The following is a 23,846-nucleotide window of genomic DNA, read 5'->3' as shown; positions in this document are numbered from 1 at the left end:
AAATAGGAATTGACCCATCCTCGTAAAGAAGGCAGTTTTGCGGGAGTTAGGCACAGCCAGGGAACCAGCCATGGACGGCAAGATCGTCAATCTGAGATCGAAGCTCGAGATCTACAAAGCAGGCAGCGGTGGCGGAAACCTTGCGGATTGCCCGGTTCGCGATGTGATCCAGGGCATAAGCAACAAATGGAGTTCGCTGCTGATGGAGGCCTTGGCCGAGAAGCCGTACCGCTTCGGCGAGTTGCGGCGCCTCGTGCCCGATATTTCACAGCGCATGCTCACCCAGACGCTGCACGATCTGCAGCGCGACGGCTATGTGCATCGCGAGGTTTTTCCGACCAAACCGCCGAGCGTTGAATACAGCCTCACCGATCTCGGGCGCTCGATGTTTGGACCCTTGCATCAGCTGATCCAATGGGCCGAGCTCAATCACGGCGCTGTACGCGAGGCGCGGAAGGTTTTCGATGCTGCCGAAGGCTGAGCCTCAAGGCCGAGACGGCGGCTTGATTTAGCGACAGCGCTGAAGGATTGTCCGGCCTGGGTCGGGTCGGGCAAATGGGCAATTCTCTGGACATCGCGATTGCCGGCGCGGCGATCAGTTACGCGCTCATCGGAACGGACGTATCGATACTGCGCTGGAGGCTTGCGTCCGCGACAGGCTGGTGGCCAGTGGCAAGCATTCCGCCGGAAACGAATATCCTTGCCTCGATGATTACAGGCACTGTGATCAATCCATTCAAGCCGATCGGGCTTGCGGAAGCCCGGTGGCCGGATCGTTTCGGCGGATGATTTCCGAAAGGTGCGAGCCCTTCGCCTGTAGGAATGTATGGAGGCGTTGCGGATAATCGGGAGCGACCGCGTCCTTCACGGATGGGCGTTTGCGCAACGCCTCGCGCCACACCTGGACATGCGGCTTTCCGTCCAGGATGCCGAAATCGCCGATCCGGTCGAAGACGTCGAAATAGCGGAAAATCGGCCCGTAGACCGCGTCGACCAGTGAAAAGCGCTCACCGGCGAACCACGGCCCAACCGCGCCATTCGCCAGTTCCACTTCCAGGCGATCGAACATCGCCGATAGCGCCTCGCTTTCGGCGAGCAACGCGGCTTCCGTAGGCGCTGAATAGAAGCGGCCGATGGCATTGAGGATTGCCGAGCCAAACTCGATCCAGGCGCGATGTCGGGCACGGGCATAGGGATCGGTGGGATGCAGCGGATTGGGCTGGGTTTCCTCGAGGAATTCGAGGATGACGAGCGATTCGAAGATCACCGTTTCCTGGCCGTCATGCTCAACGCGAAGCAGCGGCACCTTGCCGAGCGGCGATATCGCCTTGAACCAGGCAGGCTTGTTGGCGAGATCGACGGCGATGCGCTCGAACGGCACGCCCTTTTCGCGAAGCGAAATCGCCGCGCGCTGCACATAGGGACAAAGATGGTGGCTGACGAGGATGAGCTTGTCGGTCATCTCACTCTCCCCAGACATAGTTCAAGGCGCCGTTCTCGACGCGGGTGGAGAGGAACATCAGGCGGGAGCCCTTCGGCGCTGGGCCTTCGAGGCGATCACCGTTCGCCATGTCGAACGAGGCGCCGTGCCATTGGCAGACGAGCTTGCCGTCCTTGCAGTCGAGCGGGCCACCGAAGTGCAGGCAGACGTTGGCGGCGGCGCGGATACGCTCGCCGCTGCGGTAGACATGGACCTCGCGGCCGAAAAACGGAGCGATCAGGCTGCCTGTTTCCGGAATGTCGGCGATCCTGCAGATTTCATGCTTCATCGGAATTGCCTTTCATGATTGATGCGATTGCATCTATATAGATGCATTTGCATCGATCGTCAAGCTTGATGCAATTGCATCTATCGCCTACGATGTAATCATGACCGGGATTCCTTCACCTCCAGCAATCAAAGCCTGGGCCCACCTGATGCGGGTTTCGCGCCAGTTATTGGAAAGTGCCGAGGACGCGCTGAAGGACAGTGGCCTGCCGCCGCTTGCCTGGTACGACGTGCTGCATGAGCTTGCCGAGGCGGGCGAGGGCGGATTGCGGCCGTTCCAACTCACCGAGCGCACCCTGTTTGCGCAATACAATATCTCCCGCCTGCTGGCGCGGCTCGAAGCCGACGGGCAGGTCGAGAAGCTTCCAGTTGCCGATGACGGCCGCGGGCAAACCATCCGCATCACCGGCAAGGGGCGCGAGACGCGCCGCCGCATGTGGGTCGTCTACGGCCGCTCGATATCGGAGTTGGTCGGCTCCCAGCTTTCCAACGATGATCTGGACACGCTGTCGGCTCTGCTTGGGCGCCTGCGAGATCCGCCCGCCCTGGCGTGACACGCCTTCGTGCCGAAGATGGCGCGGATCTGCGAGGTCAGGCACTGCCCCAAAGGAATGCCAATGTCGCCAGAACCCCAAGCCCGACGCGGACCAGATGCAGATTGCCCCATTTGACGATCATTGTCCGAGCCTCAGGATTGACGGTGTTAGCGTCCATCACCTCCAGCAGCCGATTTGCCGGCATCATCACCAGCAGCGTCCATGGCCAAGGCAGGATGATCAGCACGGCGCCGGCCAGATAAGCGAGATTGCCGGTCTGCCACCACGCGACGAGGCCCAGAATACAGGCGATGACGGCGATCGAGGCCTGCATGGCGGCGCCGCGCTTGTAGGAAGGCTGCCATTCCTGCAGCAATGCTTTGTCATCGAGGCGAAGCCGCGCCGGCTGTTCGGCGACGCTGACGTAGATAGCCGCGCCTGCAAACACAGCGGCAACGGTCAAGGCAAGCAATCCGGCGAGCATGATCCGTGTCTCCCGTAATGCCCCGCATGGAGCAAGCTACAGAAATAAAGGCTTGCGCCGGGTCGGGCAATACGCCATAAAGCCGAACCGTAACGTACGGTACGCTGTCGAGTTCGTATCTGAACTGCGGGTGAGTTCGCCTCCTGAGGAAAGACTGTGTTGCACGCTGTGACCGACATCGACACCAGCGAGACGCTGACGGAGCGGCAGAAGGCCGTGCTCGACGCCGCCCTTCGCCTGCTGGTCGAAGAGGGCGATCAGTTGACCATGACCGCCGTGGCGCGGCGGGCGAGCTGCTCGAAGGAGACGCTCTACAAATGGTTCGGCGATCGCGACGGGCTGTTGACGGCAACGGTGCAATGGCAGGCGTCCAAGGTGCGGGTAGTGCCGGTCGACCGCAAGGGACTCGATCTTGCCTCGCTGACGGCGAGCCTCGAACGCTTCGCTTCGGACTGGCTCAGGGTAATTTCGAGCGACACCTCGATCGCGCTGAACCGGGTGGCGGTCGGCCATGCTAGTTCGGGGAAGGACGATCTCGGCGCCATCGTGCTGGAGAACGGCCGCTTCGCGCTGGCCAGGCGGCTGAAGCCGGTGCTGGAGGCAGGCAAGGAAGCTGGTTTCCTCGAGTTTTCCGACGCTGAGATGGCTTTCCGCACCTTTTTCGGGCTGGTCGCCCGCGACGTGCAGATCCGCCTGCTGCTCGGCGACCGGCTGGAATTGACTGATGCGGCGATCGGCGGCGATGCCGTCCGGGCGACGCAGCAGTTTCTCGCTCTTTACGGGGCAAAAACCGGGCCGCAGGGCCTCTGAATTCAAAACGGGAAGGAAGAAAAATGCGTGTCTATTACGATCGCGACGCCGATCTCAACCTGATCAAAGGCAAGAAGGTTGCCATCATCGGCTATGGCAGCCAGGGCAGGGCGCATGCGCTCAACCTCAAGGATTCCGGCGTCAAGGATATCGCCATTGGCCTCAAGGCCGGCTCGGCGACCGCGAAGAAGGTCGAGGCCGACGGGCTCAAGGTGATGAGTGTGGCCGATGCCGCCAAATGGGCCGACCTGATGATGATGGCGACGCCCGACGAGCTGCAGGCCGACATCTACAGATCAGAGATCGCGCCGAACATCCGCGACGGCGCGGCGATCGCCTTCGCCCACGGCCTCAACGTGCATTTTGGCCTGATCGAGCCAAAAGCCTCGGTCGACGTCGTCATGATCGCGCCAAAGGGCCCGGGCCACACGGTGCGCGGCGAATACCAGAAGGGCGGCGGCGTGCCGTGCCTGGTCGCGGTCAACCAGGACGCTTCGGGCAATGCGCTCGATTTGGCGCTCTCCTACGCCTGCGGCGTCGGCGGTGGGCGTTCGGGCATCATCGAGACCAATTTCCGCGAGGAGTGCGAGACCGACCTGTTCGGCGAGCAGGTGGTGTTGTGCGGCGGTCTGGTCGAGTTGATCCGCGCCGGTTTCGAGACACTGGTGGAAGCGGGCTATGCGCCGGAAATGGCCTATTTCGAGTGCCTGCACGAGGTCAAGCTTATCGTCGACCTGATCTATGAAGGCGGCATCGCCAACATGAACTATTCGATCTCGAACACCGCCGAATGGGGCGAATACGTCTCGGGTCCGCGCATCATCACCGCCGAGACCAAGGCCGAGATGAAGCGCGTGCTCAAGGACATCCAGACTGGCAAGTTCACCTCGGAATGGATGCAGGAATACCGCGCCGGCATGTCGCGCTTCAAGGGCATCCGCCGCAACAACGACAGCCACCAGATCGAGGAAGTCGGCGCCAAGCTGCGCGCGATGATGCCGTGGATTTCCAAGAACAAGCTGGTCGACAAGGCCAAGAACTGAAGGAAATCCACGTTCGTTTCGTTACGCGTCCTCGGGCTTCGCCCTGCGGGCGCGTGGGAATTTCCAAGAACAAGCTGGTCGACAAGGCCAAGAACTGATCGCAATTTCATTGTCGATCAAGAAAGCCGGCGGAGCGATCCGCCGGCCTTTTTGCGTTGATTTCTCAGCAGGCGCGCTATTCCCGCTGTCGTGGTATGCGTGTGCAGGGCATGGCACAAAATGGCCAAGGGGTGAGCGTTGGAACTCAAATTTCTGTTGATCGGGTTTGCCTGTGCGGTTGCCGGCATGCTGTCCCTCGTCACCTTGCTGAAGTGGTGGGAGGTGAGGGCGGTCAGCCGCTGGTCTCCGACGCCGGGAAAGATCATCTCGTCGCGGGTCGAGGCTCGCGAGGTGACCAGTTCGGGATCCGGTTCGGACAGCAGAGGGTCGACCGAGATGCGCAACTTCCCGGCGATCACCTTCGAATACAAGGTGAACGGCAAGAAGTTTCGCAGTTCGCACTACAGCGTGCAGGAGAACCTTGGAAACTTTGCGGTGGCGGAAACCCTTGCGAAATTTCCAAACGGGGCCGGCGTAACCGTCTTCTACAATCCGGCCGATCCAGCCAAGGCCGTGATCGAACGCACCATGCCCGACGGTTCCTTCAAATTCATGGTCCAGCTTTCGGCCGGGTTGGTGGTTGGCGCGCTGGTATTGGTCTTCTCCGTTGGCGGCGTCCTGGAAGCGATCCGGCCGTTTTTGCCCAAGCCGCAGAACCTCGGCGCCGCGGCCCTGCTGCTTTTCATGGGATTGTTTGTCCTGCGCATGGGCTTTGCCCAGAAGTCACTTGCGGAACAGGCGGCCAAATGGCCCATCACGGCAGGACGCATCGACGCCTCGGGCCTGCAGAAATTCGAGACCCGCGACAGGTCCGGAGGCGGCTATCGGCCTTGGCACACAGTTTTCAAATCCCGCATCGTCTACAGCTATAGCGTTGCCGGCCAGCGCTACGCCGCCGATCGCATCGCTTTCGGCGCAAACGTGACGGCGTCGCTCCCGAGCCTCGTCAGCGGTCAATCGCAGCGCTACCTCGAGGGCGACAAGGTCGAGGTCCACTACGATCCCGCCAATCCGGCTGCAGCCGTTCTCGAATGCAGCGTGCGTGGGCTTTGGCTCCTGTGGGTCTGCGCCGCTGGCTTCCTCGGTGGAGCCGCGCTTCTGGTAGGCGTCATTTGAAGCTGCCGTCCTAGATCCAGCGGAAGAAGGCACCTGTCGTCAGCATCTGACAAGAACTCCGCTGTCGAAGCCAGGCCATGTCAATCTCACCGTCGCCCCGTCGACAACAATATGGATGACCCGAGAGAACGGCTCTTCGACCGACGGGTCAGATCCGTAGCATTGGCTGGCCCGCGCCACCCAGCCCGTGGGCGTCTCGAGAAACATTGCGTGTTCGCAGCCGAGAGCAGGGACCGACAGGGCGTCGCGGTACAACGCGTAAACAGTCTGGCGTTGAACATCCGCAACGGCGGTACAGTTCGATCTGTGCCCGGACCATGTGCCCACATAGGGTTCCGTGGCAAAGGCGCTGCCGCACGAAAATGTTAAGATCGAAATGAGCATCAAGAGATTTCGCATCATCGATTTCTTTCTTTCGACCGGGCCTCGGGCCATGCTAAAGCATCGATGCTTAAACTTCACAATGCTGCTGCTCCAGGGACTCAAATGATCATCCGCAAAGCAGCAGCTATTTTTCTGAGCATGCTGAGCCTGTTGCAAGCAGCGAACGCGACAGAATGTTCGCTCAGCCACGCGACCTATCGCGAGCCGCGTTCGGGAGCGACGATACAGTTCCGGCCCATCGACCGCGAACCGGCCGCGCTGACGACAGAGGTCTTTTCGCTGATCGTGCCCAATACCCCCATTCGCCTGCCATCGGACATCACCTGGACCAATGGCAAGTACTCGTTTCCTGTGGGGACGATTCGGCACACCTGCAACGACGACGATCGTGAGGCGGGTCTCGAGGACGGCACCGGGCTGTGCAGAGTGTGGGATGGGCAGGTCTATGCGTTCAACGCAGGCGGTGCCGAGCAGTTGAGCTCCCTCGAAGCCTCGCCGGCACCAACAGGGTTGCTGCTGCCTGACTTTGGCGCGATTTTTACCGAATGGCCCGATTTCGCCAAAGCCAACCCCGATGGTTCAGCCTGGGATGCCTTTACCTTGACGGGTTGCAGCGATGAATAGCAAGAGACTGCCGGCCTGCATCTGCGCCCTGCCGGTCCTTCTGGCCATGGCCATCGGGGCGCGTGCCGACCAAAGCAAGCCGTCGCGTCCGCCTGTCGACAAATGCACCTGGGAACGGCTGGCGGACAGAGATGTCGGGCTGGCTGCCTGGGTACAGCGCTGCGATTTCGGATTCCGCCAGATCCATTTCGAGCTTGGCGGCAATGCTCTTGCCATCAAATACAGCGATGGCGGGCCGGCCGATCCCGTCGTCGAAGTCTTCGATATGCTGCCGGGCGAGGCCGCTGACGCTGCATTACAGCGCATATACTCGCAGAAGACCGAGAAGGCTGTCAGCACACGTTGCGTGCTCATGCCTTACGCCGAAGGGGTCACGCCCACGGGCATCCTGCGATATGTCTTCAGTCCCGATGCCGTTTATCTCAGTGAATTGAAAGCCGTTGCCGACCCTGACGAGGTCGGCGAACCGCCGTGCGGCGAATGGGGTGAAGCCCCGGACGGCATTCAGTATTTCGAGGTGCAATCACCCGAACGGCGAAAGCTTCTATTCGTTCGCGTCGGCCAGGATGAGCCTTTGTTTGACGAGCAGACACTGCAAGTCCTGCCGCCCGGATAGCGCCGGGAGATATCAGCCGTAATGCCAACTTGGCTTTGGCTGGGTGCCGGTGAACATCACGCCGATGCGATCCTCGCGGCGCCAGCGGACCACGGCCTCGTAGGCAATGCCTTCGGTCGGAACATAGAGCAGGAACTCATCGGGCACGCGCGCGTCGATCGAGACCTTCAATTCGGCGCCGCCGGCATGCATGTTGCGCAGCGTGCATGTGACCTCGGAATTGGTCATGCCGGTCAGGATCGTCGCGCCCTTCAAGACGCGCTGCCGGCGTTTGTCCCTCTGTTCGTCCTCGGCCATTGCACGCAATCCAGCCATCTTCGCGTCTCGGGCGTTCTGATCGGGAGGATTATTAGACCTGCCTGATAAAAATAGCGTTATCACCAGTGAGACTGGGCGATTTTCGCGATTCCTGGCTGGAAGAAAAAGGCGCCGCGAAGCACGGCGCCGAATGATGCTTGTTGTCGGCCTGCTCAGCTATAGGGCGAATAGCATCGCTGGCGCGGGCCGTTGTAGGGCTGGAACGTGTTGTCCCAGGCGCGGTACGACCGGTAGCGATTGTAACACCATTGGACATGCGCGCTGGACAGCCGCTGTGTCCGGTAATAGCGCCGCGGTGGCGGCGCGTCGTAGTAGTTGTAGTTGTTGTACAGGCTGCCAAGGCCGAGCCCCAGGCCCAAGCCAAGAATCGCGGCGCCCGCACCACCATCATCATAGTAGCCGCCACGGTAATGGCGGCGATGATGGCGCCTACGCCAGCTGTCGTCCCAGCCGCCATTGTCCCAGTGTCTCGAAAAATGACGGCCGCGGAAATTGTTGGACCGCCATCTCCAATCATTGTCGCCGTGCCATTGCCGAAAGCCGCGATGGCGCCAACGCCAGATCTGCCTGTCGTTGCCGCCTGCCCAATCTTCACGAATTTGCACGATGTCGGCGGCATTGCCCGCCACCGGCAGCAGGGGTTTGGGCATCGGCCCGGCAAGCGAGGGGGCCGAGAGGCCGGCTATCAGACCGAGGGCCATCAGCCCGGATCTGACGGAAGATAAAAAGAGCGGTTTCATCGCACTCTCCTAAGATTCAGGCCCCACGCCCAGAATACCCAGGGAAGAGCCCATTCATGGAACTTTCCATCTGAACGGAGGATGAACAAAAAAGGTTCCATCAACCATGACGAGCGCGCGGTCAATCGGGGCCGCCTGGGTTCTACGCCCTTGTTTTCGAGCGCGCTTGCGGGCAAAGGTCAAAGCCATGTCGCTGCGCCTTGCCACATTCAACGTCGAAAACCTGATGAACAGGTTTGATTATTCCGGATACCGCAATCAGCTCAACGAAGATCGCACGCTGGCGCTTTTCGACATCCAGAGCGAGGCCGAATACAAGATGCTCGAGCAGGCGCGGGCGATCGCGCAGTCTGACGACACGCGGCAGTTGACGGCACTGGCGATCGCGGCCACCCGCGCCGACATCATCTGCATGCAGGAGGTCGACAATATCGAGGCGCTGAGGGCCTTCGAATATGGCTATCTGTTCAAGATGGTGGGGCAAGGCTACCGGCAGAAATACACCACCGCCGGCAATGATTCGCGCGGCATTGACGTCGCCGTGATGATGCGCAACGAGACCGCGCAGGGCCAGCCGATCGAATTCGTGCGTATGACCAGCTACGCCTATGTCACGTTCGAGCAATTCGGGCTGCACACGGCGGAATTGGCAGCGCTTGGACATCAGGCCAATGAACGCATCTTCCGGCGCGACTGCCTGGAAATCGATCTGACGGTGGCTGGCGCGCCGTTGACACTCTATCTCGTGCATTTCAAGTCGATGGGCTCTCCCCGCAACGGCCTCGACGGCCGTGAAGCAACAATGCCGCTGCGCATCGCCGAGGCGCAAGCGGTGCGGCGGATCATTGAGGAGCGCTTCGGCAAGGACCATGCCGCCGACAAACGCTGGGCAATCTGCGGCGACATGAACGACTACCGGCAGCGCGTGAAGATTACCGGCGATGCCGTCGACGGCTATCGCTTCGAGGTCATCGACGAGACCCGGTCCTGCATCGACGTGCTCACTGCCGGCGGTTTTTGCGAAAACGCGGTCGAGCGGCGGCCGGAAATGGATCGCTGGACTTTCTATCACACGCGCGGACCGGAAGAGCGGCATCTCTGCCAGCTCGACTACATCCTTTTGTCGAGGGCGCTAGCCAGGCAGAACGCCACCGCCGTTCCCGATATCATCCGCAACGGCCAGCCCTGGCGGACCATATTTCCGGCGGGCCAGGAGGTCGAGCGCTTTCCACGCGCCGGGTGGGACCGGCCTAAGGCATCCGACCATTGCCCGGTAGCAATTGCCCTCGACATGGCGTGAGACACGCGTGAGTTTCGACCTGCCGCGCAACGTCATCCTGCCGGTCGATGCCATCGACGTCAGGCTCGATCCCGGCCCACATCCGTTCGAGCGCGATAATGCCGAGGCGATCGCCGCAAACTGGCGGCGTGAGACCGCAGCCAAGCCGGCGCTTTTTGACGGCACCGTGGTGCTGCTTTCCGCTCTCAGCTATCGCGACAATCGCCTCGTCGGCCGCTGCCATGCGGTGCGTTATTCGACCTTCATGCTTTGGCGCAGCAATAGGCAGGTGCCTGGCGCCGAACATGCCTACGCGCACGCCATGCTGGTCGCCGGCGACAACGCGTTGGTGGCGATCCGCATGGCGCCGCATACGGTCAATGCCGGGCGCGTCTACTTCGCCGCCGGTTCGTTCGAGCCAACCGATTTCCACGACGGCCTTGTCGACGTCGACTTCAACATGATCCGCGAGGTGCGGGAAGAGACCGGCCTCGACCTATCAGGCGCGGCACGCGGCAGGCACCATTACGCCCTGTCGACGGCAAGCGGCACGGTGATCTTTCGCCGCTACCGCGAGACGGCCTCCGCCGACGACCTGGCACAGCGGATCAGCGCTTTCGTCGCCGCCGAGTCAGAGCCTGAAATCGAAGGCCCCGTCATCATCCGCAATGCCGCCGATCGGCCGGACGGGCTGATGCCGCATATGAGACCGCTGATCGAATGGCACTTTGCGAGCGAGCAAGGCTTCCGACTCTAACGTCGTAGCCTGCCTTCAATAGCCTTGCGGTCGTTGCGGGCGGCGACAAAATACAACAGCACGCCGAGACCCAGGAGCGCCCCCATCGCCGTTCCCATCGTCTGCCCAATTACCTGCTGGAAGTCAGCGGTGACGCGATCGGGATTCTCCATCCCATAAAGGATCAAATTCCACCAAAGCCCTGCCAAGGCGGCTTCGACGATCACAATCGCCAGAGCCAGTCGCGCTTTCTTGCTCATCCATTGTTCCCCCTTAGTCCCCAACAGCATTGTTATCATTGCAGAATGTGCTGCGACAAGGGCAGGTTGCATAAAAAATCGGCAGCGTCTGGAGGCGACACTTGCTGCAACGCCTACTCATGTCTCAGCGCGTCGATGGGGTTGAGCCGTGCGCCGCGCAGCGCCGGGAAGAAGCCGAACACCATTCCGATCAGCGCGGAGAAGCCGACCGCAAGCAGGATGACCGCCGGGCTTGGAGCAAACGGGATCGTCAGCGTCAGCGAGGCAAGACCGGCAAGCGCCGGGCCGATCAGGATGCCGATGATGCCGCCAAGCAGCGACAGCACGGTTGCCTCGACCAGGAACTGGATGAGGATATGCTTTTCGTGGGCGCCGATGGCGAGCCTGATGCCGATCTCGCGCGTGCGCTCGGTTACCGACACCAGCATGATGTTCATGATGCCGATGCCGCCGACGAGCAGGCTGACGCCGGCGACGGCGCCGAGCATGCCAGTCATGGTGGTGGTCGCGCTGGCCATGGCATCGGCGATCTGGGTCATGTCGCGGATCGAGAAATCATCGTCACGGTCGGGCGTGATGCGGCGTGTGTCGCGCAAGATGTCCTCGACGCGCTGCTGCAGCACCGTGGTCAGCGTACGGTCGTCGGCGGCGACATAGATCGAGTCGATGTCGCGATTACCGGCAATGCGACGCTGATAGGCGGCAAGCGGCATCAGCACGACATTGTCCTGGTCCTGGCCGAAGCCGGTATAGCCCTTCGGTTCGAGCAGGCCGATGATCTTGCAGGAGGTGCGGTTGACGCGGATGATCTCGCCTTCGGGATCGCCGGCGCCGAAGAACTGCTGGCGCACCGTCTCGCCGACGAGGCAGACGCCGGTGCCGGAGCGGGTTTCCGAATCGCTGAAGGGGCGGCCCGAGACCAGCTTCCAGTCGCGGGCATCGAGATAGGCGCTGTCGGTGCCGGTGACGCCCGAGGTCAGGCTTTCGGTGCCGAAAATGACGCGCACCTGCTTTTGCGACGCCGGCGAGATGGCGCGCGCGCCGTCCAGGTGCGCGACAAGCGCGGCGAAGTCCTTGTCGGCAAGAGGCCGGACCACCTGGTCGAGCCCTCCCGGGCCGCCGGGTCCGGCCGGCCGGCCGGAACGAATGACGAGCAGGTTGCTGCCGAGCTTGGAAATGTCGGACTTGACCTTCTCGGTGGTGCCCGAGCCGATGGTCAGCATGGCGATAACGGCGGCGACGCCGATGACGATGCCGAGCAGTGTCAGGAACGAGCGCAGCACGTTGCGGCGGATGGAGCGGAGCGAGAGGCGAACGGTGTCCCAGATCATGGCTAGGCCATCTCGAGATTGGCTGTGTCCGAGGCGACATGGCCATCGAGGAAACGGATCGTGCGCTGCGCATAGCCGGCAACATCGGCTTCGTGCGTGACCATCGCGATGGTCAGACCGAGCTCGGTATTCAACTGCGTCAGGAGCTCCATGATCTCGTGCGTGCGGGCGGTGTCGAGATTGCCGGTCGGTTCGTCGGCGACGAGCAGCGTCGGCCTGGTGACGATGGCGCGCGCGATCGCCACGCGCTGCTGCTGGCCGCCGGACAGCTCGGCCGGCGTATGATGCTCGCGGCCGATAAGGCCGACCTCGGCAAGTGCCTGCATGGCCAGGCCGCGGCGCTCGCGGGCACCGACGCCGCGATAGATCAGCGGCAGTTCGACATTCTCGGCCGCCGTGGTGCGCGGCAACAGATTATAGCCCTGGAAAACGAAGCCGACATAAAGATTGCGCAGCTGAGCACGGCGGTTGCGGTCGAGACGGCCGGCGTCGATGCCTTCGAAGCTGTAGGTCCCGGCCGTCGGCGTGTCGAGGCAGCCAATGATGTTCATGGCCGTCGATTTGCCCGAGCCGGACGGGCCCATGATGGCGACGAATTCGCCGCGCCTGATGGCGAGGTCGACGCCGGCCAGCGCATGCACCCGGGCTTCGCCCTGGCCATAGCTTTTGCAGACCTTGTCGAAGCCGATGAGGGTCGCGCCGGATGCCACGATCAGCTCCTCTGCTGCGAGGCGGTAATGACTTGCGCGCCTTCCTCGAGGCCGGAAACGATCTCGGTCAGTTCGCCATCTGTCGAGCCGACCTTGACGTTGACCGGATGCGGCCGCCCATTCTCCAGCACGTAGAGCGTGCGCGAGCCGTCGGTGGGCTTCGTCGCCGCCTGGCGCTGGCGGTTGCCTCCGGGGCGTCCCATGCGGCCAGTGAACAGGTCGGTGAGGCTCCAACCGCGCTCCGCCGTCTGCGCCGGCCGGTAGCGGAAGGCGATGGACGGCACGGTTAGCACGTTTTTGGCCTGCTTGGTGACGACCGAGACGGTGGCGGTCATGCCGGGCCGCAACAGAAGCTCGCTGTTGTCGACATCCAGCCTTGCATCGTAAGTGACGACGCCGTCGGTAGTGACCGAGGCATAGGAAATGTCGCGGATTTCGGCGTCGAATGGCCGTTCAGGGAAGGCATCGACGGTGAAGCGCGCATGCTGGCCGGGTTTGACGGCGCCGATATCAGCCTCGTCGACTGCGGCCTTCAGCTCCATGTTCTTCAGATCCGCTGCGATGACGAACAGCACCGGAGCCTGCAGCGACGAGGCGACCGTCTGGCCGGGATCGACCGAGCGCGTCAATATGATGCCGTCGATGGGAGCGTAGATGGTGCTCTTGGCAAGATCCGTCTGCTGCGCCTTGAGATCGGCATTGGCCATGGCGAGGTTGGCTCTGGCGATATCGAGCGCCGCCTTCGAGCGGTCGCGCGTGGCGGTTGCCGCTTCAAGCGACTGGTCCGTCGCCATGCCGCGCTTGGTCAATTGCGCCGCGCGCACCAGGCCCTTTTCGTTTTCGGCCAGGGTCACGGTGGCGTCCTCGACGCTCGCCGCCGCCGCCTTGGCGGAGGCCTGGGCGCGCTCGATCTGGACCTCCAGCTTGGCAGTATCGAGCGCGGCCAGCACATCGCCCTTCTTCACCAGCTGGTTCTCGTTGACCGAGACCGAGCGGACGACGCCGGAGAGTTCGCTGGAAATATCGACCTGGGTGAGGGGCTGCAGCGTGCCAGTAGCCGAAACCGCGACGGTAAGATCGGCCATGGCAGCCAGTGTCGTGGTATACTCGATCTTGGCGGGCGAGCCCGCGTACCACTGATAGCCGGCAAAAGCCGTGACGACGGCAAGCAGTGCGAACACTGCGTAAAGCCAACCGCGACGGCGTTTTGTCTTCAGGCCCTGGTGGTCAAGCCCGAGCGCCGTCTCGATGGCGAAAGCGGATTCCGTCTTTGGCAGATTGACAATCTGGTCCACGCCGGACCCCTATGTTCAGTGATGTCCCATCAGTGCACAAATCAGGCCTAATGGTTCAAAATTCAAATTAAATTTCGCTCATGTTGGGAATGAGGCAGAGGACTTACTGAAATGCAGAAGCGGAATTACTTGCTTTACGACGTATTCACCACCACCCGGCTGGCCGGCAATCCGCTGGCCGTGGTGCTCGACTGCGACGGGCTCGACGTTGCGGCGATGCAGGCGGTGGCGCGCGAGTTCAACCTGTCCGAAACCGTCTTCGTGCTGCCGCCCGACAACCCGAAGCACCGGGCTCGCATCCGAATCTTCACGCCTGACTATGAAATGCCGTTCGCCGGCCACCCAACTGTCGGCTCGGCGATAGCGCTCGCCGAAATGGCGGGAGAGGCCGCTGGCATCTTCGTGCTCGAGGAGAATATCGGCCCGGTGCGCTGCGCGGTGAGCACCCATGATGGTTCGACCTTCGCCGAGTTCGACCTGGCAAAACTGCCGGAGCAACTGGAATTGTCGGCCGATCCCGAGGCGATCGGCGCAGCCCTTGGCCTCGGACCGCATGAGATCGGCTTCGAGAACCACCGCGTTTCGTTCTGGTCGGCGGGCGTGCCCTACGTGGCCATCCCCGTCGCCAATCTGGAGGCGGCCGCCCGGATCAGGCTGGACAACCAGGCCTGGTCGGAGCTCGCACCACGCAAGAGCGATTGGGCCTTCGCCAGCCCCTATGTCTATTGCCGCGAGACGGTGCACCACGACAGCGCCTTCCATGTCCGCATGATCGTGCCCGGCAATCCGTCCTACGAGGATCCGGCGACCGGCTCGGCGGCGGCCGCCTTCGCCGGCGCGATCATGCACTTCGACCGGCCGACGGACGGCGTTTCGCAACTGTGGATCGAGCAGGGGCTCGAGATGGGCCGGCCGTCGCGTATCCGCCTCGAACTGAATGTCGAAGGCGGCAAACTGGCGGCCGCCCGCATCGGTGGCCACGCGGTCAAGGTGGCGGAAGGCAGGCTTTTTGTGTGACGACCTCGGCACTTCGGCGATTTGTCGGGAAATGAATCCCACGGGGCTGGACATGGCGGATGTCGGCGGCTATATGCCCGCCAACGCCGGTTTTACCGGCCGAGTGGGTGCGTAGCTCAGTTGGTAGAGCAGCTGACTCTTAATCAGCGGGTCCACAGTTCAATCCTGTGCGCACCCACCAAAAATCTCCAGGATTTGGTGGAAAGACCCTAGAACGAGCCGGGAACGTGAGGCGCGGATTTGGCGCACCTCACGCCTCACGTGGGGCGTTCAAGCGGCGGGCGCCAGTCCGCCCAGACTGTCTCACCTTCTGCAGCCGTTCGAGTGCCACGTGCAGCAGTGTCGATATGGCGTCGGTGAGGCGAAGCCGCCACGCCGGTGATACTTCCTCTTGGAGGAAGACCAGGATATCCATGATGCCAAGGAGAAGCGCCGCCGTAGCTAGCGGCCAAAGTCACCCGCTGCGGCCCTAAAACCATACATGCCGTGCCCGTATCGGGGGCGCTGCTTTTCCCTGTGTGCGCAATGCTACTCGCGGACCGAATTAACAGCGTCTGATAATATGTGAGTCGGTGCCTTGGGAGCGTCAAATGCGAGAGTGGTTGAAGCGGTGTTTGTCGGGAACAATTGTCGGGTCGGTTACCGAGTACGATAAGGCGGACTACGAGCGAAACTTCAATGGAGCGTTTGATCGCGCAAAGCGTCTATCGGATTTTGTTGCGATGATAACGCGGCTCGCGTTTGCACAATTTGCGATGCTGTACTTTTTTCATATTTCGATGAAGGCCCCAATGGGATTGCGCGGGATTCTCTGGTTTTGCGCTGCACTTGCGTTTGGAGTCTGGATTGAGCTAACGGCCAAAGTCTTCACGGTAATCTTTCTTTGGACGGGCCGTGAGATGCACATGTTTGAAAGCAAACAGTGGAGGATCGTTTTGTTCATCCAATCTGTACTTGTGACCACCATGATCTGGTATGGGACATACCGGATGGTAGGCGACATAGCGCAAGCGAGCGCTCTACTAAGTCTCTAACTGCCTCGACCGTTACCACCGGCTACAGCACTTGAGCCCTGCGCGCCGCCCACTGTAAACGGCTAGCAATACCAAGTCCTGGGAGGTAGCCTATGGCCGATGGGCTACTTCTATTTCGATGAGAGCATTCACGATGATCGGAAAATTCTAGCCGATCTCAAATTCATACTCGGCGCATTTGTGTATTCCGAGATTGATTTAGGTCCGCTGGTTTTTGAAGCCATCACAAAGGTTGGCCTCGAGCCTGAGGTTGACGAATACAAAAGCAGTTCAACCAAGATCAACGATCCCAAGCAAGTCGAACTCCGGGACAGGCTAGGTTCGATTCTTCGACGTAATGCGCGTTTGGGTATCGTAATTGCGCCGGCCAGCGAAAGACGGAATCTGGGCAGCGTTGCCATGAACGGGCTCGAGAAGTTCATCAAAATGAACAATCTGACCAGTCAAAGTCATCGAGTCTTTTTTGATCAGGAAATCACTGTTGGTCGAAAAATACACGCCGATTTCATTCGGCAATGCGATGTTTGCACGGATCAAGATTCGAAGCTGTGCGCGGGCATTCAGATAGCGGATTTTGCCTCTCATTATATGGCAACGATGCTGAAGGAAGAGTTGGGTCTCTTCCGGAAGACGGTCTTTGCGGGAGAGGCATCTGGGTACGACCCTGATACAGAAATGAACCTTGGCTTCGAACTCTGGGTCGGCCTTCGCTATTCGTTCTTCTGCGGACCGTTTTCTGCGGACCAACACAGGTCCGACGATCAGACGGTTATGGCGACTTTCGATGTCGCGAATTATGGCTTGCACATTTCCTCGATATGCAGCGACGAACTTAGAGAAGCTGCACTCGCGCGGTTTGGTAGATACTATTTGGGCTGCATTCACTAGGCAGTCAATACATCGTCCCGAGTGCCAAAACGGCGGCTAGGTACGACAGCGCGATCATGATGTAGGCAATCTGGAGAGATGTCATCTGGAACGAATCCTTTGTTAAGATGACTCCCTTAATACGCCACGCTTTCGGGTCCCGCCTGCTGCGCCAGGGTTTCACAGGGTCTTTTTTGATCCCTCTTTGTTCTAGTTCTTTCAAGGCTTTTAGCATCGCGCTGAATACGCCATCACGCTTCGCGACGTGCTTCGCGGTTCACCGCGAAAAGCCCAAATTCTGACCGCGCAAGCACGTTGTCGCCATCGACCTGAAATTTGTACTGCTCGACCATCAAGGCGACGGCTGCTGGGAACGAAAGATACCACCTGTGTGAGAGAGTCTTTATCGACTCGGTCCATTGGTGCGGTAAAGTCCGGCCTCTATTTCTCCGACACACCGGCCTCCGTAAAACTCGCCATGCGGGCGTGGCATTCGAGCGCTGAACGAACAACATTGACGGCCAGGCAGGCGCCGGAGCCTTCGCCGAGCCGCATGCCGAGGTCGAGCAAGGGTGGCAGACCGAGCGCTTCGAGCAGGCGGCGGTGGCCGGATTCGGCCGATACGTGAGCGGCCATGGTGTGGGCAAGGCCGGCGGGATGGAGCCCGGCCAAGGGTGCTGCTGCGGCGGTGCAGACGAAGCCGTCGAGCAATACCGGCACGCCGAGATGGCGCGCTGCCAGCGTTGCGCCCAAGATCGCCGCAAGCTCGCGGCCGCCGAGGGCTGCCGCTATCTTCAGCGGATCGGCCAGCGCCGTGGCGTGGCGCTTGAGGCCGGCCTCGATGGCGACGATCTTGCGCACGAGGCCGGCGTCGTCGACGCCGGTGCCGCGCCCTGTCCATCGCTCCGCGCCACCGCCGAACAGCGCGGTCGAGATAGCCGCCGCCGGCGTGGTGTTGCCGATACCCATTTCGCCGAAACAGACAAGGTCGAGTTCCCTGCTGATCGCGTCATAGCCTGCCGAGACGGCGGCGATGAAGGCCTCGTCGTCCATCGCCGCGTCTTGCGTGAAATCGCCGGTCGGACGGTCGAGGTCGAGCGGGATGACGTCGAGTTCGGCGCCGGCGATGCGGGCAAGCTGGTTGATGGCGGCGCCGCCGCCGGCGAAATTCGCCACCATCTGCACGGTGACCTCCGAGGGGAAGGCCGACACGCCTTGCGCGGTGACGCCGTGGTTGCCGGCAAAGACGAAGACCTTGACGCGGTCGAGCTTTGGCAGGTCGCGGCCCTGCCAGCGCGCCAGCCAGGCGGCTATTGTCTCCAGCCGGCCGAGGCTGCCTTGCGGCTTGGTCAGCGTGTCCTGGCGGCGGGCGACGGCATTGGCGGCGGCGTCGCTGCCGTTGGGCAGGTCGAGGCAGGCGGCGCGCAGTTCATCGAGCGATTTGAAAGGCATGGGGACAAAATCTCCGAAACAGAGTCAGGAAAGGGAAACGGAAGCGACGAGCAGGATTACGATCTCGCCGAGCTGCTGAAGGGCGCCGACGGTGTCGCCGGTCTGGCCGCCGATCTGATTGAGGCAAAGCGCGCGGAAGGCGGCGAATAACAGACCGAGCAGGATGATCGCGAAAACGGCAGCGCCGAACCCAAGCGCCAGCAGCGCGACCGCACCGAGTACGGCACCGATGCCAGCTGTTTCAGCCGAGACGGTGCCTGCTTCGGCCGAAAGGCCGTCGCTGCGGGCCGGCGGCAGCAGGTGCATGAAGGCGCCGAGCAGACCGCGCGAAGCGGCATGCGCGGTAATGAGGGCCCAGAAGACATGAGCCGGGCCGGCAAGTTCCGAGAGCACACTCCAGCGGATCAGCAGCGAGACAGCAAGCGCACAAGCGCCGTAGGCACCGATGCGGCTGTCGCGCATGATCTCCAGCTTTCTGTCGCGTGTCTTGCCGCCGCCAAAACCGTCGGCGACATCCGAAAGCCCGTCTTCATGCAGGCAGCCGGTGGCGAGCAAAATCGCCGCAAGGGTCAACGCTCCAGCAGGAGCTTCGGCAAGGCCGAGCCTCGTTCCGACGGCGTAGACCAGCGCACCGGCCAGAGCGACGGCGAGACCGGCCACGGGTGCAGCCCAGATCGCAGCGGCAAGGCTGCGGCCACGGAAGTCGGTTCCGGGCAGCGGCAGCCGGGTGAAGAAGACGAGGCAAAACGCGATGTCTTCGAGGAGCTGCCGTTGCGAGGGGATCTGGAGTTTGAGCATGATCTATTCCGAAAACCGGCTACCACTTTTCGGGATCATGCTCTCGCCCCTCGCAATGGCATGGAAGAAGGTGCCGCTGACATTGCCGCGCCGGTAGCCGGAGGCGCCGAGCGGATTGCCTTGACCGTCGGCGAGGTCGGCCAGCGGCTCGTCATTGCCAGTCGCGATCATCTGCGCGTAGTGGAATTCGTGGCCGCGGATCAGCGTGCCTTGGCTGCCGAGCGGACACCCGGACCGCAGCCGTGCCTCTCGGTAGCCGAGGTTCATCTTGCGCTTGGCGAAGCTGGTCGAATGGCCGAGCAGGCCAAGCATCAGATGCGTCTCGCCCGATGCGTCCTCGAGCGCCTCGCCGAGCACCATGAAGCCGCCGCACTCGCCATGCACTGACCGCGTGGCGGCGAAACGCGCCATGCAGGACCTGAAATTCGCCGCGGCCGCGAGGCGGCCGGCATGAAGCTCGGGATAGCCGCCGGGCAGCCAACAGACATCGCAATTGTCGCCAGGCGCTTCATCGGCGAGCGGCGAGAACGGGACGATCTCGGCGCCGGCCTTGCGCCAATGCGCAGCAACGTGCGGATAGAGGAAGGTAAAGGCGGCGTCCTCGGCGAGTGCGATGCGCTGGCCGGGGGGCGGCAGCGCGTTGCCGAAATTGCCCGGCGCGGGCGTGAATGGCGCCGCCAGCGCCATAATCGCGTCGAGGTCGAGCGAGCGCTCGACCATGTCCGCCAGCCGGTCGAGATGCGCCATCAGATTCTCATATTCGCCGGCCTGGACGAGGCCGAGATGGCGCTCGGGCAGGTTGAGCGAGGGATCGCGCAGGATAGCGCCGACGACAGGCAGGCCAAGTGCTTCGATGGCATCGCCACAAAGCCGGCGGTGGCGCTCGCTGCCCAGCCGGTTGAGCACGATCCCGGCCATGCGTACATCCGGGTCATAGGTGGCAAAACCCTTGGCGACGGCCGCTGCCGTGGTCGATTGGCCGGAGACATCGAGCACCAGCAGCACCGGCAGGCCGTAGAGCCGGGCAAGGTCGGCAGCCGAGCCGGACCGTCCTGGAGCAGCCGGAATCCCGTCGAACAGGCCCATGGCGCTTTCGAGGAAGATAAAATCGGCATCCTCGTTCGCTTCACCAGCCAGCGCGTTGAGCAGGGCGGGCGGCATTGCCCAGCTGTCGAGATTGACGCCGGACAAGCCGGTGGCTGCGGTATGGAAGCCGGGATCGATATAGTCCGGGCCGGACTTGGCGCCGCGCACTTTCAGGCCGCGCCGGGCGAGCGCGCGCAGAATGCCGATGGTGACGCTGGTCTTGCCCGAGCCCGAGCGCGGCGCGCCGATGATGATGGCGCGGGTCATGGCTCACCCGCCAGTGCCGCGCGCATAGCGACAATACCGCCGACGACGATCAGCGCCGGCGAGGTCAGACCGGCGGCCGCTGCCTCTTCCGCAATGGTGGCGAGCGTGGCGACGACGATCCGTTCCTGCGGTGTCGTCGCAGCGACAATTACCGCGGCGGGCGTCGAAGGCGCCAGCCCGCCCTCAAGCAGCGAGGCGGCGATCAGCGGCAGATTGGCCATGCCCATATAGATGACCACCGGCTGGCCGGTACGGGCGATGGCCGCCCAGTCGAGATCGTCATCGGTGCCGGCGGCGTGACCGGTCGCCAGGATCAGCGCCTTGTTGATGCCGCGCATGGTGCCGGGAATGCCGGTGGCGGCCAGCGCGCTGAGGCCGGACGTCAGGCCAGGCAGGATGTGGAACGGGATGGTTTCCCCGGCCAGCGCCAGCGCCTCTTCGCCGCCACGCCCGAAAATATAGGGGTCGCCGCCCTTCAGCCTGACGACGCGCCGGCCCTCGCGCGCCAGCCGGACCAGCAGAGCGGTGATGTCGTCCTGCTTCATCGATGGTTTGCCACCGCGCTTGCCGGCATAGAACAGTTCCGCGCCCTCGGCGACGGCGACGACTTCGGGCGAGACCAGCGCGTCATAAACCAGCGCGTCGCACTGTCCGAGGGCGGCCAGCACTTCCAGCGTCAGGCAGCCGGGATCGCCAGGGCCGGCGCCGGCCAGCCAGACATGTCCGGGCTCCAGCTGGCGCGGCTTGAAGTTCAGCCGGGTGAGCGCCTGCTCGACAGTAGTGTTTCTATTGCTGCCGCTCACGATCCGTCTCGTCCGCGAAAACGCCGCTGGTAGTGGGCGTCGTAAAGTGAACTTTCACTAAAATCTTCCGCCGCCAGCGAGCGGCCGACGAAGATGATCGCCGTGCGTTCCATCGGATCCGCGCCTAGCTGCGCCTCAATGGTCGCCAGCGTGCCGGTCAACACCCGCTCGTCCGGCCAGGAGGCGCGGAAGACGACCGCGACTGGGCAGTCGGCGCCGTAGTAGGGCGTCAGCTCGGCGACGACGCGGTCGACAGCGTGGATGGCGAGGTGGATGGCGAGCGTGGCGCCGGTGCGGCCGAAGCCGGCCAGTGTTTCTCCGGGCGGCATTTTCGAGGCGCGGCCGGAGATGCGGGTCAGCACCAGGCTTTGCGCGACTTCCGGAATGGTCAGCTCGCGGCGCAGCGCGGCGGCCGCGGCGGCAAAAGACGGCACGCCCGGCGTCAGCGTGTAAGGGATGCCGTGCTTTTCCAGCCGGCGGATCTGCTCGGCAACGGCGCTCCACACGGAAAGGTCGCCTGAATGGAGGCGGGTGACATCATGGCCGGCCGCGTGGGCTGCCAGATATTCGGCCTCGATCTCGTCGAGTGACATCGGCGCGGTGTCGATCAACATCGTTCCGGGCGCGCAGTGCTGCAACAGCTCCGGCGCGACGATCGATCCGGCATAGAGGCAGACGGGACAACTGCCGAGCAGACGGCTCCCGCGCAAGGTGATCAGATCGGCGGCACCCGGGCCGGCGCCGATGAAATGGACGGTCATACCGCATCTCCGCTGATGGCGATGGCGCAGGTGACAGCACCGAGCACGGTGCGTGGTCCGAGCAGTTTTGCGCCTTTGCCGGCGGCGGCAAGCGCGGAGGCTTCGGAAACCGACGGCGTGCCGGCGTGCTCCTGTGATAGGTTGGAGTGGCTGGTTGTAGATGCAGCTTTGAGTTCGTCCTGCTCGACAACGATTACCGGAAGGCGGAGTTCGCGTCCGGCGGCGAAGATTGCCGCTTCATCCTGCTTGAGAGACGCGGTCGCGAGCGCCGAAAGCGCGGGCAGGGCAAGCCCGTGCGCCTCCAGCGCGGTTTCTACCGCAGCAAGCACGTCGCGTGCGCTGACGCCTTTGCGGCTGCCGATGCCCGCGACCATCATGGCTTCACCCAGCTCCATTGGGTGACCGGCATAGCCGGCCGCCAAGCCTGCATCGAACCGACCGGCGAAGCACGGGATATGGCGATGCGGGTGAGCTCGCCGCCGAGCGCAGCGTGACGGGAAAGCAGCAGTGCCTCCATCTCCAGCGTCACCGCGTTGGCGACGAGGCGGCCGCCGGCGGGTAAGGCATCGATGGCTCTTTCCAGCACGCCGGCATCGCTGCCGCCGCCGATGAAGATCGCCGCCGGCGTTTCCAGTCCGGCAAGAGCTTGCGGTGCCGAACCTTCAACGACGGCGAGACCGGGAACGCCGCAGGCCGCGGCGTTGTGTCGGATGCGCGCGGCGCGGGCCGGATCGGCTTCGACGGCGATGGCGCGCATGGAGGGATGCGCGAGCATCCATTCGACGCCGACGGAGCCGGAGCCGGCGCCAATGTCCCACAGCAGTTCGCCGCGCCTTGGCGCGAGAGCGGACAGGGTGACGGCGCGCACTTCGCGCTTGGTGATCTGGCCGTCGTGCTCGAACAAATGATCGGCAAGGCCCGATGTCAGCGGCAGGACGCGTGCTTGCGGGGTCGAATCAACTTCGATTGCGAGCACGTTGAGTGGGTTGATCTTTTCGAGGTCGAAAGCGCCGGCGTTCGCCGAGCGCAGCCTTTCGTTCTGCCCACCCAGCGCCTCCAGAACCGTCAACCGCGAGGCGCCGAAGCCGAGTTCGGTCATGAGACGGGCAATCGCTTCCGGTGCATCGCTATCCGAGGTCAGCGCCAGAATGCGGGTGCAAGGATGCAGCAACGGCCGGATCAGGTCGAGCGGGCGGCCATGCAGCGAAATGGTCTCGACGTCCTGTAGCGCCCAGCCCAAGCGTGAGGCGGCCAGCGAGAAGGCCGAGGGCGCGGGGATCACCCGCATATCCTCCGCCGCGACCTTGCGGGCGAGGGTGACGCCGACACCGTGGTAGAAGGGATCGCCGGAGGCCAGCACGCAGACGCGTCTGCCGGAGAGCGCCAGCACGTCGCGCATTTCGGCATCGAAAGGCGTCGGCCAGGCGCGCGCTTCACCTTTGGCGAGCGATGCGACGAGGGCCAGGTGGCGCTTGCCGCCGAAAACGAATTCGGCACCCGCGATCAACTGCTTGGCCTCGTCGCCGAGACCCGCTACACCGTCCTCGCCGATGCCGATGATCGTGAGCCATTTTGGAGTGAGCACGGCGGCGCGCGGACCTTCAGCAGGCAT

At 62.7% G+C, this 23,846-nt stretch carries 27 protein-coding genes and 1 tRNA gene; 12 read left to right on the top strand and 16 right to left on the bottom strand.

Annotated elements, in window-relative coordinates; all coding sequences use genetic code 11:
- Window positions 1-70 precede the first annotated feature (70 nt).
- Complete coding sequence (locus NKG95_RS03310) at window positions 71-481, top strand: winged helix-turn-helix transcriptional regulator (protein ID WP_023720786.1); 411 nt, start codon at window positions 71-73, stop codon at window positions 479-481.
- Between the two features lie 255 nt (window positions 482-736).
- Here NKG95_RS03310 and NKG95_RS03305 read toward each other — a convergent pair whose 3' ends face one another.
- Complete coding sequence (locus NKG95_RS03305; RefSeq protein WP_352590032.1) at window positions 737-1,462, bottom strand: glutathione S-transferase family protein; 726 nt, start codon at window positions 1,460-1,462, stop codon at window positions 737-739.
- A gap of 1 nt (window position 1,463) precedes the next feature.
- Window positions 1,464-1,769: a Rieske (2Fe-2S) protein gene (locus NKG95_RS03300; protein WP_352495187.1), complete on the bottom strand. Its 306-nt coding sequence runs from the start codon at window positions 1,767-1,769 to the stop codon at window positions 1,464-1,466.
- Window positions 1,770-1,869: 100 nt separating this feature from the next.
- Here NKG95_RS03300 and NKG95_RS03295 point away from each other — a divergent pair, with 100 nt between their 5' ends.
- On the top strand, window positions 1,870-2,322 hold the full coding sequence (locus tag NKG95_RS03295) for a MarR family winged helix-turn-helix transcriptional regulator (protein ID WP_353039958.1): 453 nt from the start codon (window positions 1,870-1,872) through the stop codon (window positions 2,320-2,322).
- Window positions 2,323-2,359: 37 nt separating this feature from the next.
- Here the strand turns inward: NKG95_RS03295 and NKG95_RS03290 are convergent, their stop codons facing one another.
- Complete coding sequence (locus NKG95_RS03290; protein ID WP_023720782.1) at window positions 2,360-2,788, bottom strand: anthrone oxygenase family protein; 429 nt, start codon at window positions 2,786-2,788, stop codon at window positions 2,360-2,362.
- Window positions 2,789-2,944: 156 nt separating this feature from the next.
- Here NKG95_RS03290 and NKG95_RS03285 point away from each other — a divergent pair, with 156 nt between their 5' ends.
- The 5 genes from NKG95_RS03285 to NKG95_RS03265 all read left to right on the top strand — a co-directional run bounded on the left by NKG95_RS03285 (window position 2,945) and on the right by NKG95_RS03265 (window position 7,480).
- A complete protein-coding gene (locus NKG95_RS03285) occupies window positions 2,945-3,598 on the top strand; it encodes a TetR/AcrR family transcriptional regulator (RefSeq protein WP_023720781.1) in 654 nt (217 codons plus the stop codon).
- A gap of 23 nt (window positions 3,599-3,621) precedes the next feature.
- On the top strand, window positions 3,622-4,641 hold the full coding sequence (ilvC, locus tag NKG95_RS03280; RefSeq protein WP_352483016.1) for a ketol-acid reductoisomerase: 1,020 nt from the start codon (window positions 3,622-3,624) through the stop codon (window positions 4,639-4,641).
- Window positions 4,642-4,878: 237 nt separating this feature from the next.
- A complete protein-coding gene (locus tag NKG95_RS03275) occupies window positions 4,879-5,856 on the top strand; it encodes a DUF3592 domain-containing protein (protein WP_353039957.1) in 978 nt (325 codons plus the stop codon).
- Window positions 5,857-6,342: 486 nt separating this feature from the next.
- Complete coding sequence (locus tag NKG95_RS03270; protein ID WP_352590038.1) at window positions 6,343-6,864, top strand: hypothetical protein; 522 nt, start codon at window positions 6,343-6,345, stop codon at window positions 6,862-6,864.
- Complete coding sequence (locus NKG95_RS03265) at window positions 6,857-7,480, top strand: hypothetical protein (protein WP_353039956.1); 624 nt, start codon at window positions 6,857-6,859, stop codon at window positions 7,478-7,480. Before NKG95_RS03270 ends, NKG95_RS03265 begins: the two co-directional genes overlap by 8 nt.
- A 12-nt stretch (window positions 7,481-7,492) precedes the next feature.
- Here NKG95_RS03265 and NKG95_RS03260 read toward each other — a convergent pair whose 3' ends face one another.
- Window positions 7,493-7,777, bottom strand: a complete 285-nt coding sequence (locus NKG95_RS03260; RefSeq protein WP_353003724.1) for a PilZ domain-containing protein — start codon at window positions 7,775-7,777, stop codon at window positions 7,493-7,495.
- Between the two features lie 173 nt (window positions 7,778-7,950).
- Window positions 7,951-8,538, bottom strand: coding sequence for a BA14K family protein (locus NKG95_RS03255; protein WP_353039955.1), 588 nt, complete (start codon window positions 8,536-8,538; stop codon window positions 7,951-7,953).
- A gap of 187 nt (window positions 8,539-8,725) precedes the next feature.
- Here NKG95_RS03255 and NKG95_RS03250 point away from each other — a divergent pair, with 187 nt between their 5' ends.
- Both NKG95_RS03250 and NKG95_RS03245 read left to right on the top strand, forming a co-directional pair.
- Window positions 8,726-9,838: an endonuclease/exonuclease/phosphatase family protein gene (locus NKG95_RS03250; protein WP_023720773.1), complete on the top strand. Its 1,113-nt coding sequence runs from the start codon at window positions 8,726-8,728 to the stop codon at window positions 9,836-9,838.
- Between the two features lie 7 nt (window positions 9,839-9,845).
- Window positions 9,846-10,574 carry a hypothetical protein gene (locus NKG95_RS03245; protein ID WP_353039954.1) on the top strand — a complete coding sequence of 243 codons (729 nt, stop codon included), beginning with the start codon at window positions 9,846-9,848 and terminating at the stop codon, window positions 10,572-10,574.
- Here NKG95_RS03245 and NKG95_RS03240 read toward each other — a convergent pair.
- The 4 genes from NKG95_RS03240 to NKG95_RS03225 all read right to left on the bottom strand — a co-directional run bounded on the left by NKG95_RS03240 (window position 10,571) and on the right by NKG95_RS03225 (window position 14,149).
- Complete coding sequence (locus NKG95_RS03240) at window positions 10,571-10,813, bottom strand: hypothetical protein (RefSeq protein ID WP_023720771.1); 243 nt, start codon at window positions 10,811-10,813, stop codon at window positions 10,571-10,573. The two genes, NKG95_RS03245 and NKG95_RS03240, sit on opposite strands and share 4 nt — an antisense overlap.
- Window positions 10,814-10,926: 113 nt before the next feature.
- Window positions 10,927-12,144 (bottom strand): ABC transporter permease, encoded by a 1,218-nt coding sequence (locus NKG95_RS03235; RefSeq protein ID WP_353039953.1) that lies wholly within the window; start codon window positions 12,142-12,144, stop codon window positions 10,927-10,929.
- 2 nt (window positions 12,145-12,146) lie between these two features.
- Entirely contained in the window at window positions 12,147-12,854 is a 708-nt protein-coding gene (locus NKG95_RS03230) for an ABC transporter ATP-binding protein (protein WP_353003337.1), read from the bottom strand.
- A gap of 2 nt (window positions 12,855-12,856) precedes the next feature.
- Window positions 12,857-14,149: an efflux RND transporter periplasmic adaptor subunit gene (locus tag NKG95_RS03225; RefSeq protein WP_353039952.1), complete on the bottom strand. Its 1,293-nt coding sequence runs from the start codon at window positions 14,147-14,149 to the stop codon at window positions 12,857-12,859.
- A gap of 111 nt (window positions 14,150-14,260) precedes the next feature.
- Here NKG95_RS03225 and NKG95_RS03220 point away from each other — a divergent pair, with 111 nt between their 5' ends.
- The 3 genes from NKG95_RS03220 (at window position 14,261) to NKG95_RS03210 (ending at window position 17,088) form a co-directional block, all read left to right on the top strand.
- Entirely contained in the window at window positions 14,261-15,166 is a 906-nt protein-coding gene (locus NKG95_RS03220; RefSeq protein WP_353039951.1) for a PhzF family phenazine biosynthesis protein, read from the top strand.
- Between the two features lie 105 nt (window positions 15,167-15,271).
- Window positions 15,272-15,347: transfer RNA gene (locus NKG95_RS03215), tRNA-Lys, on the top strand.
- A 952-nt stretch (window positions 15,348-16,299) separates the two neighbouring features.
- Complete coding sequence (locus tag NKG95_RS03210) at window positions 16,300-17,088, top strand: DUF3800 domain-containing protein (protein ID WP_353039950.1); 789 nt, start codon at window positions 16,300-16,302, stop codon at window positions 17,086-17,088.
- A gap of 420 nt (window positions 17,089-17,508) precedes the next feature.
- On the opposite strand, the gene cobT is transcribed toward NKG95_RS03210, so the two are convergent.
- From cobT to cbiE, 7 genes are read right to left on the bottom strand one after another with little or no spacing between them, the layout of a single operon-like run.
- Window positions 17,509-18,519 carry a nicotinate-nucleotide--dimethylbenzimidazole phosphoribosyltransferase gene (cobT, locus tag NKG95_RS03205; RefSeq protein ID WP_353039949.1) on the bottom strand — a complete coding sequence of 337 codons (1,011 nt, stop codon included), beginning with the start codon at window positions 18,517-18,519 and terminating at the stop codon, window positions 17,509-17,511.
- A gap of 24 nt (window positions 18,520-18,543) precedes the next feature.
- Window positions 18,544-19,317: an adenosylcobinamide-GDP ribazoletransferase gene (cobS, locus tag NKG95_RS03200; RefSeq protein WP_353039948.1), complete on the bottom strand. Its 774-nt coding sequence runs from the start codon at window positions 19,315-19,317 to the stop codon at window positions 18,544-18,546.
- 3 nt (window positions 19,318-19,320) lie between these two features.
- Window positions 19,321-20,670 carry a cobyrinic acid a,c-diamide synthase CobB gene (locus NKG95_RS03195; protein ID WP_353039947.1) on the bottom strand — a complete coding sequence of 450 codons (1,350 nt, stop codon included), beginning with the start codon at window positions 20,668-20,670 and terminating at the stop codon, window positions 19,321-19,323.
- Window positions 20,667-21,473 carry a uroporphyrinogen-III C-methyltransferase gene (gene cobA, locus NKG95_RS03190; protein ID WP_353039946.1) on the bottom strand — a complete coding sequence of 269 codons (807 nt, stop codon included), beginning with the start codon at window positions 21,471-21,473 and terminating at the stop codon, window positions 20,667-20,669. Before cobA ends, NKG95_RS03195 begins: the two co-directional genes overlap by 4 nt.
- Window positions 21,470-22,234, bottom strand: a complete 765-nt coding sequence (gene cobM / locus NKG95_RS03185; protein WP_352496381.1) for a precorrin-4 C(11)-methyltransferase — start codon at window positions 22,232-22,234, stop codon at window positions 21,470-21,472. The genes cobA and cobM overlap by 4 nt, the downstream gene beginning before the upstream one ends.
- Entirely contained in the window at window positions 22,231-22,611 is a 381-nt protein-coding gene (locus NKG95_RS03180; protein ID WP_023720761.1) for a cobalamin biosynthesis protein, read from the bottom strand. Before NKG95_RS03180 ends, cobM begins: the two co-directional genes overlap by 4 nt.
- On the bottom strand, window positions 22,608-23,846 hold the full coding sequence (gene cbiE / locus NKG95_RS03175; RefSeq protein WP_353039945.1) for a precorrin-6y C5,15-methyltransferase (decarboxylating) subunit CbiE: 1,239 nt from the start codon (window positions 23,844-23,846) through the stop codon (window positions 22,608-22,610). Before cbiE ends, NKG95_RS03180 begins: the two co-directional genes overlap by 4 nt.

The sequence above is a fragment of the Mesorhizobium sp. M1423 genome (assembly GCF_040317575.1).
Taxonomy (GTDB): Bacteria; Pseudomonadota; Alphaproteobacteria; order Rhizobiales; family Rhizobiaceae; genus Mesorhizobium.
The sequence above is the reverse complement of the archived record's forward strand: the minus strand, read 5'-3'. Positions and strand labels throughout refer to the sequence as shown.

Coding starts and splice junctions, on each gene's coding strand:
- ilvC (WP_352483016.1), top strand. CDS start 3,622: ATGCGTGTCTATTACGATCGCGACGCCGATCTCAACCTGATCAAAGGC.
- cobM (WP_352496381.1), bottom strand. CDS start 22,234: ATGACCGTCCATTTCATCGGCGCCGGCCCGGGTGCCGCCGATCTGATC.
- NKG95_RS03260 (WP_353003724.1), bottom strand. CDS start 7,777: ATGGCCGAGGACGAACAGAGGGACAAACGCCGGCAGCGCGTCTTGAAG.
- NKG95_RS03180 (WP_023720761.1), bottom strand. CDS start 22,611: ATGATGGTCGCGGGCATCGGCAGCCGCAAAGGCGTCAGCGCACGCGAC.
- NKG95_RS03235 (WP_353039953.1), bottom strand. CDS start 12,144: ATGATCTGGGACACCGTTCGCCTCTCGCTCCGCTCCATCCGCCGCAAC.
- NKG95_RS03295 (WP_353039958.1), top strand. CDS start 1,870: ATGACCGGGATTCCTTCACCTCCAGCAATCAAAGCCTGGGCCCACCTG.
- NKG95_RS03310 (WP_023720786.1), top strand. CDS start 71: ATGGACGGCAAGATCGTCAATCTGAGATCGAAGCTCGAGATCTACAAA.
- NKG95_RS03255 (WP_353039955.1), bottom strand. CDS start 8,538: ATGAAACCGCTCTTTTTATCTTCCGTCAGATCCGGGCTGATGGCCCTC.
- NKG95_RS03300 (WP_352495187.1), bottom strand. CDS start 1,769: ATGAAGCATGAAATCTGCAGGATCGCCGACATTCCGGAAACAGGCAGC.
- NKG95_RS03265 (WP_353039956.1), top strand. CDS start 6,857: ATGAATAGCAAGAGACTGCCGGCCTGCATCTGCGCCCTGCCGGTCCTT.
- cbiE (WP_353039945.1), bottom strand. CDS start 23,846: ATGCCTGCTGAAGGTCCGCGCGCCGCCGTGCTCACTCCAAAATGGCTC.
- NKG95_RS03195 (WP_353039947.1), bottom strand. CDS start 20,670: ATGACCCGCGCCATCATCATCGGCGCGCCGCGCTCGGGCTCGGGCAAG.
- NKG95_RS03240 (WP_023720771.1), bottom strand. CDS start 10,813: ATGAGCAAGAAAGCGCGACTGGCTCTGGCGATTGTGATCGTCGAAGCC.
- NKG95_RS03305 (WP_352590032.1), bottom strand. CDS start 1,462: ATGACCGACAAGCTCATCCTCGTCAGCCACCATCTTTGTCCCTATGTG.
- NKG95_RS03270 (WP_352590038.1), top strand. CDS start 6,343: ATGATCATCCGCAAAGCAGCAGCTATTTTTCTGAGCATGCTGAGCCTG.
- NKG95_RS03290 (WP_023720782.1), bottom strand. CDS start 2,788: ATGCTCGCCGGATTGCTTGCCTTGACCGTTGCCGCTGTGTTTGCAGGC.
- NKG95_RS03250 (WP_023720773.1), top strand. CDS start 8,726: ATGTCGCTGCGCCTTGCCACATTCAACGTCGAAAACCTGATGAACAGG.
- NKG95_RS03210 (WP_353039950.1), top strand. CDS start 16,300: ATGGGCTACTTCTATTTCGATGAGAGCATTCACGATGATCGGAAAATT.
- cobS (WP_353039948.1), bottom strand. CDS start 19,317: ATGCTCAAACTCCAGATCCCCTCGCAACGGCAGCTCCTCGAAGACATC.
- NKG95_RS03220 (WP_353039951.1), top strand. CDS start 14,261: ATGCAGAAGCGGAATTACTTGCTTTACGACGTATTCACCACCACCCGG.
- cobT (WP_353039949.1), bottom strand. CDS start 18,519: ATGCCTTTCAAATCGCTCGATGAACTGCGCGCCGCCTGCCTCGACCTG.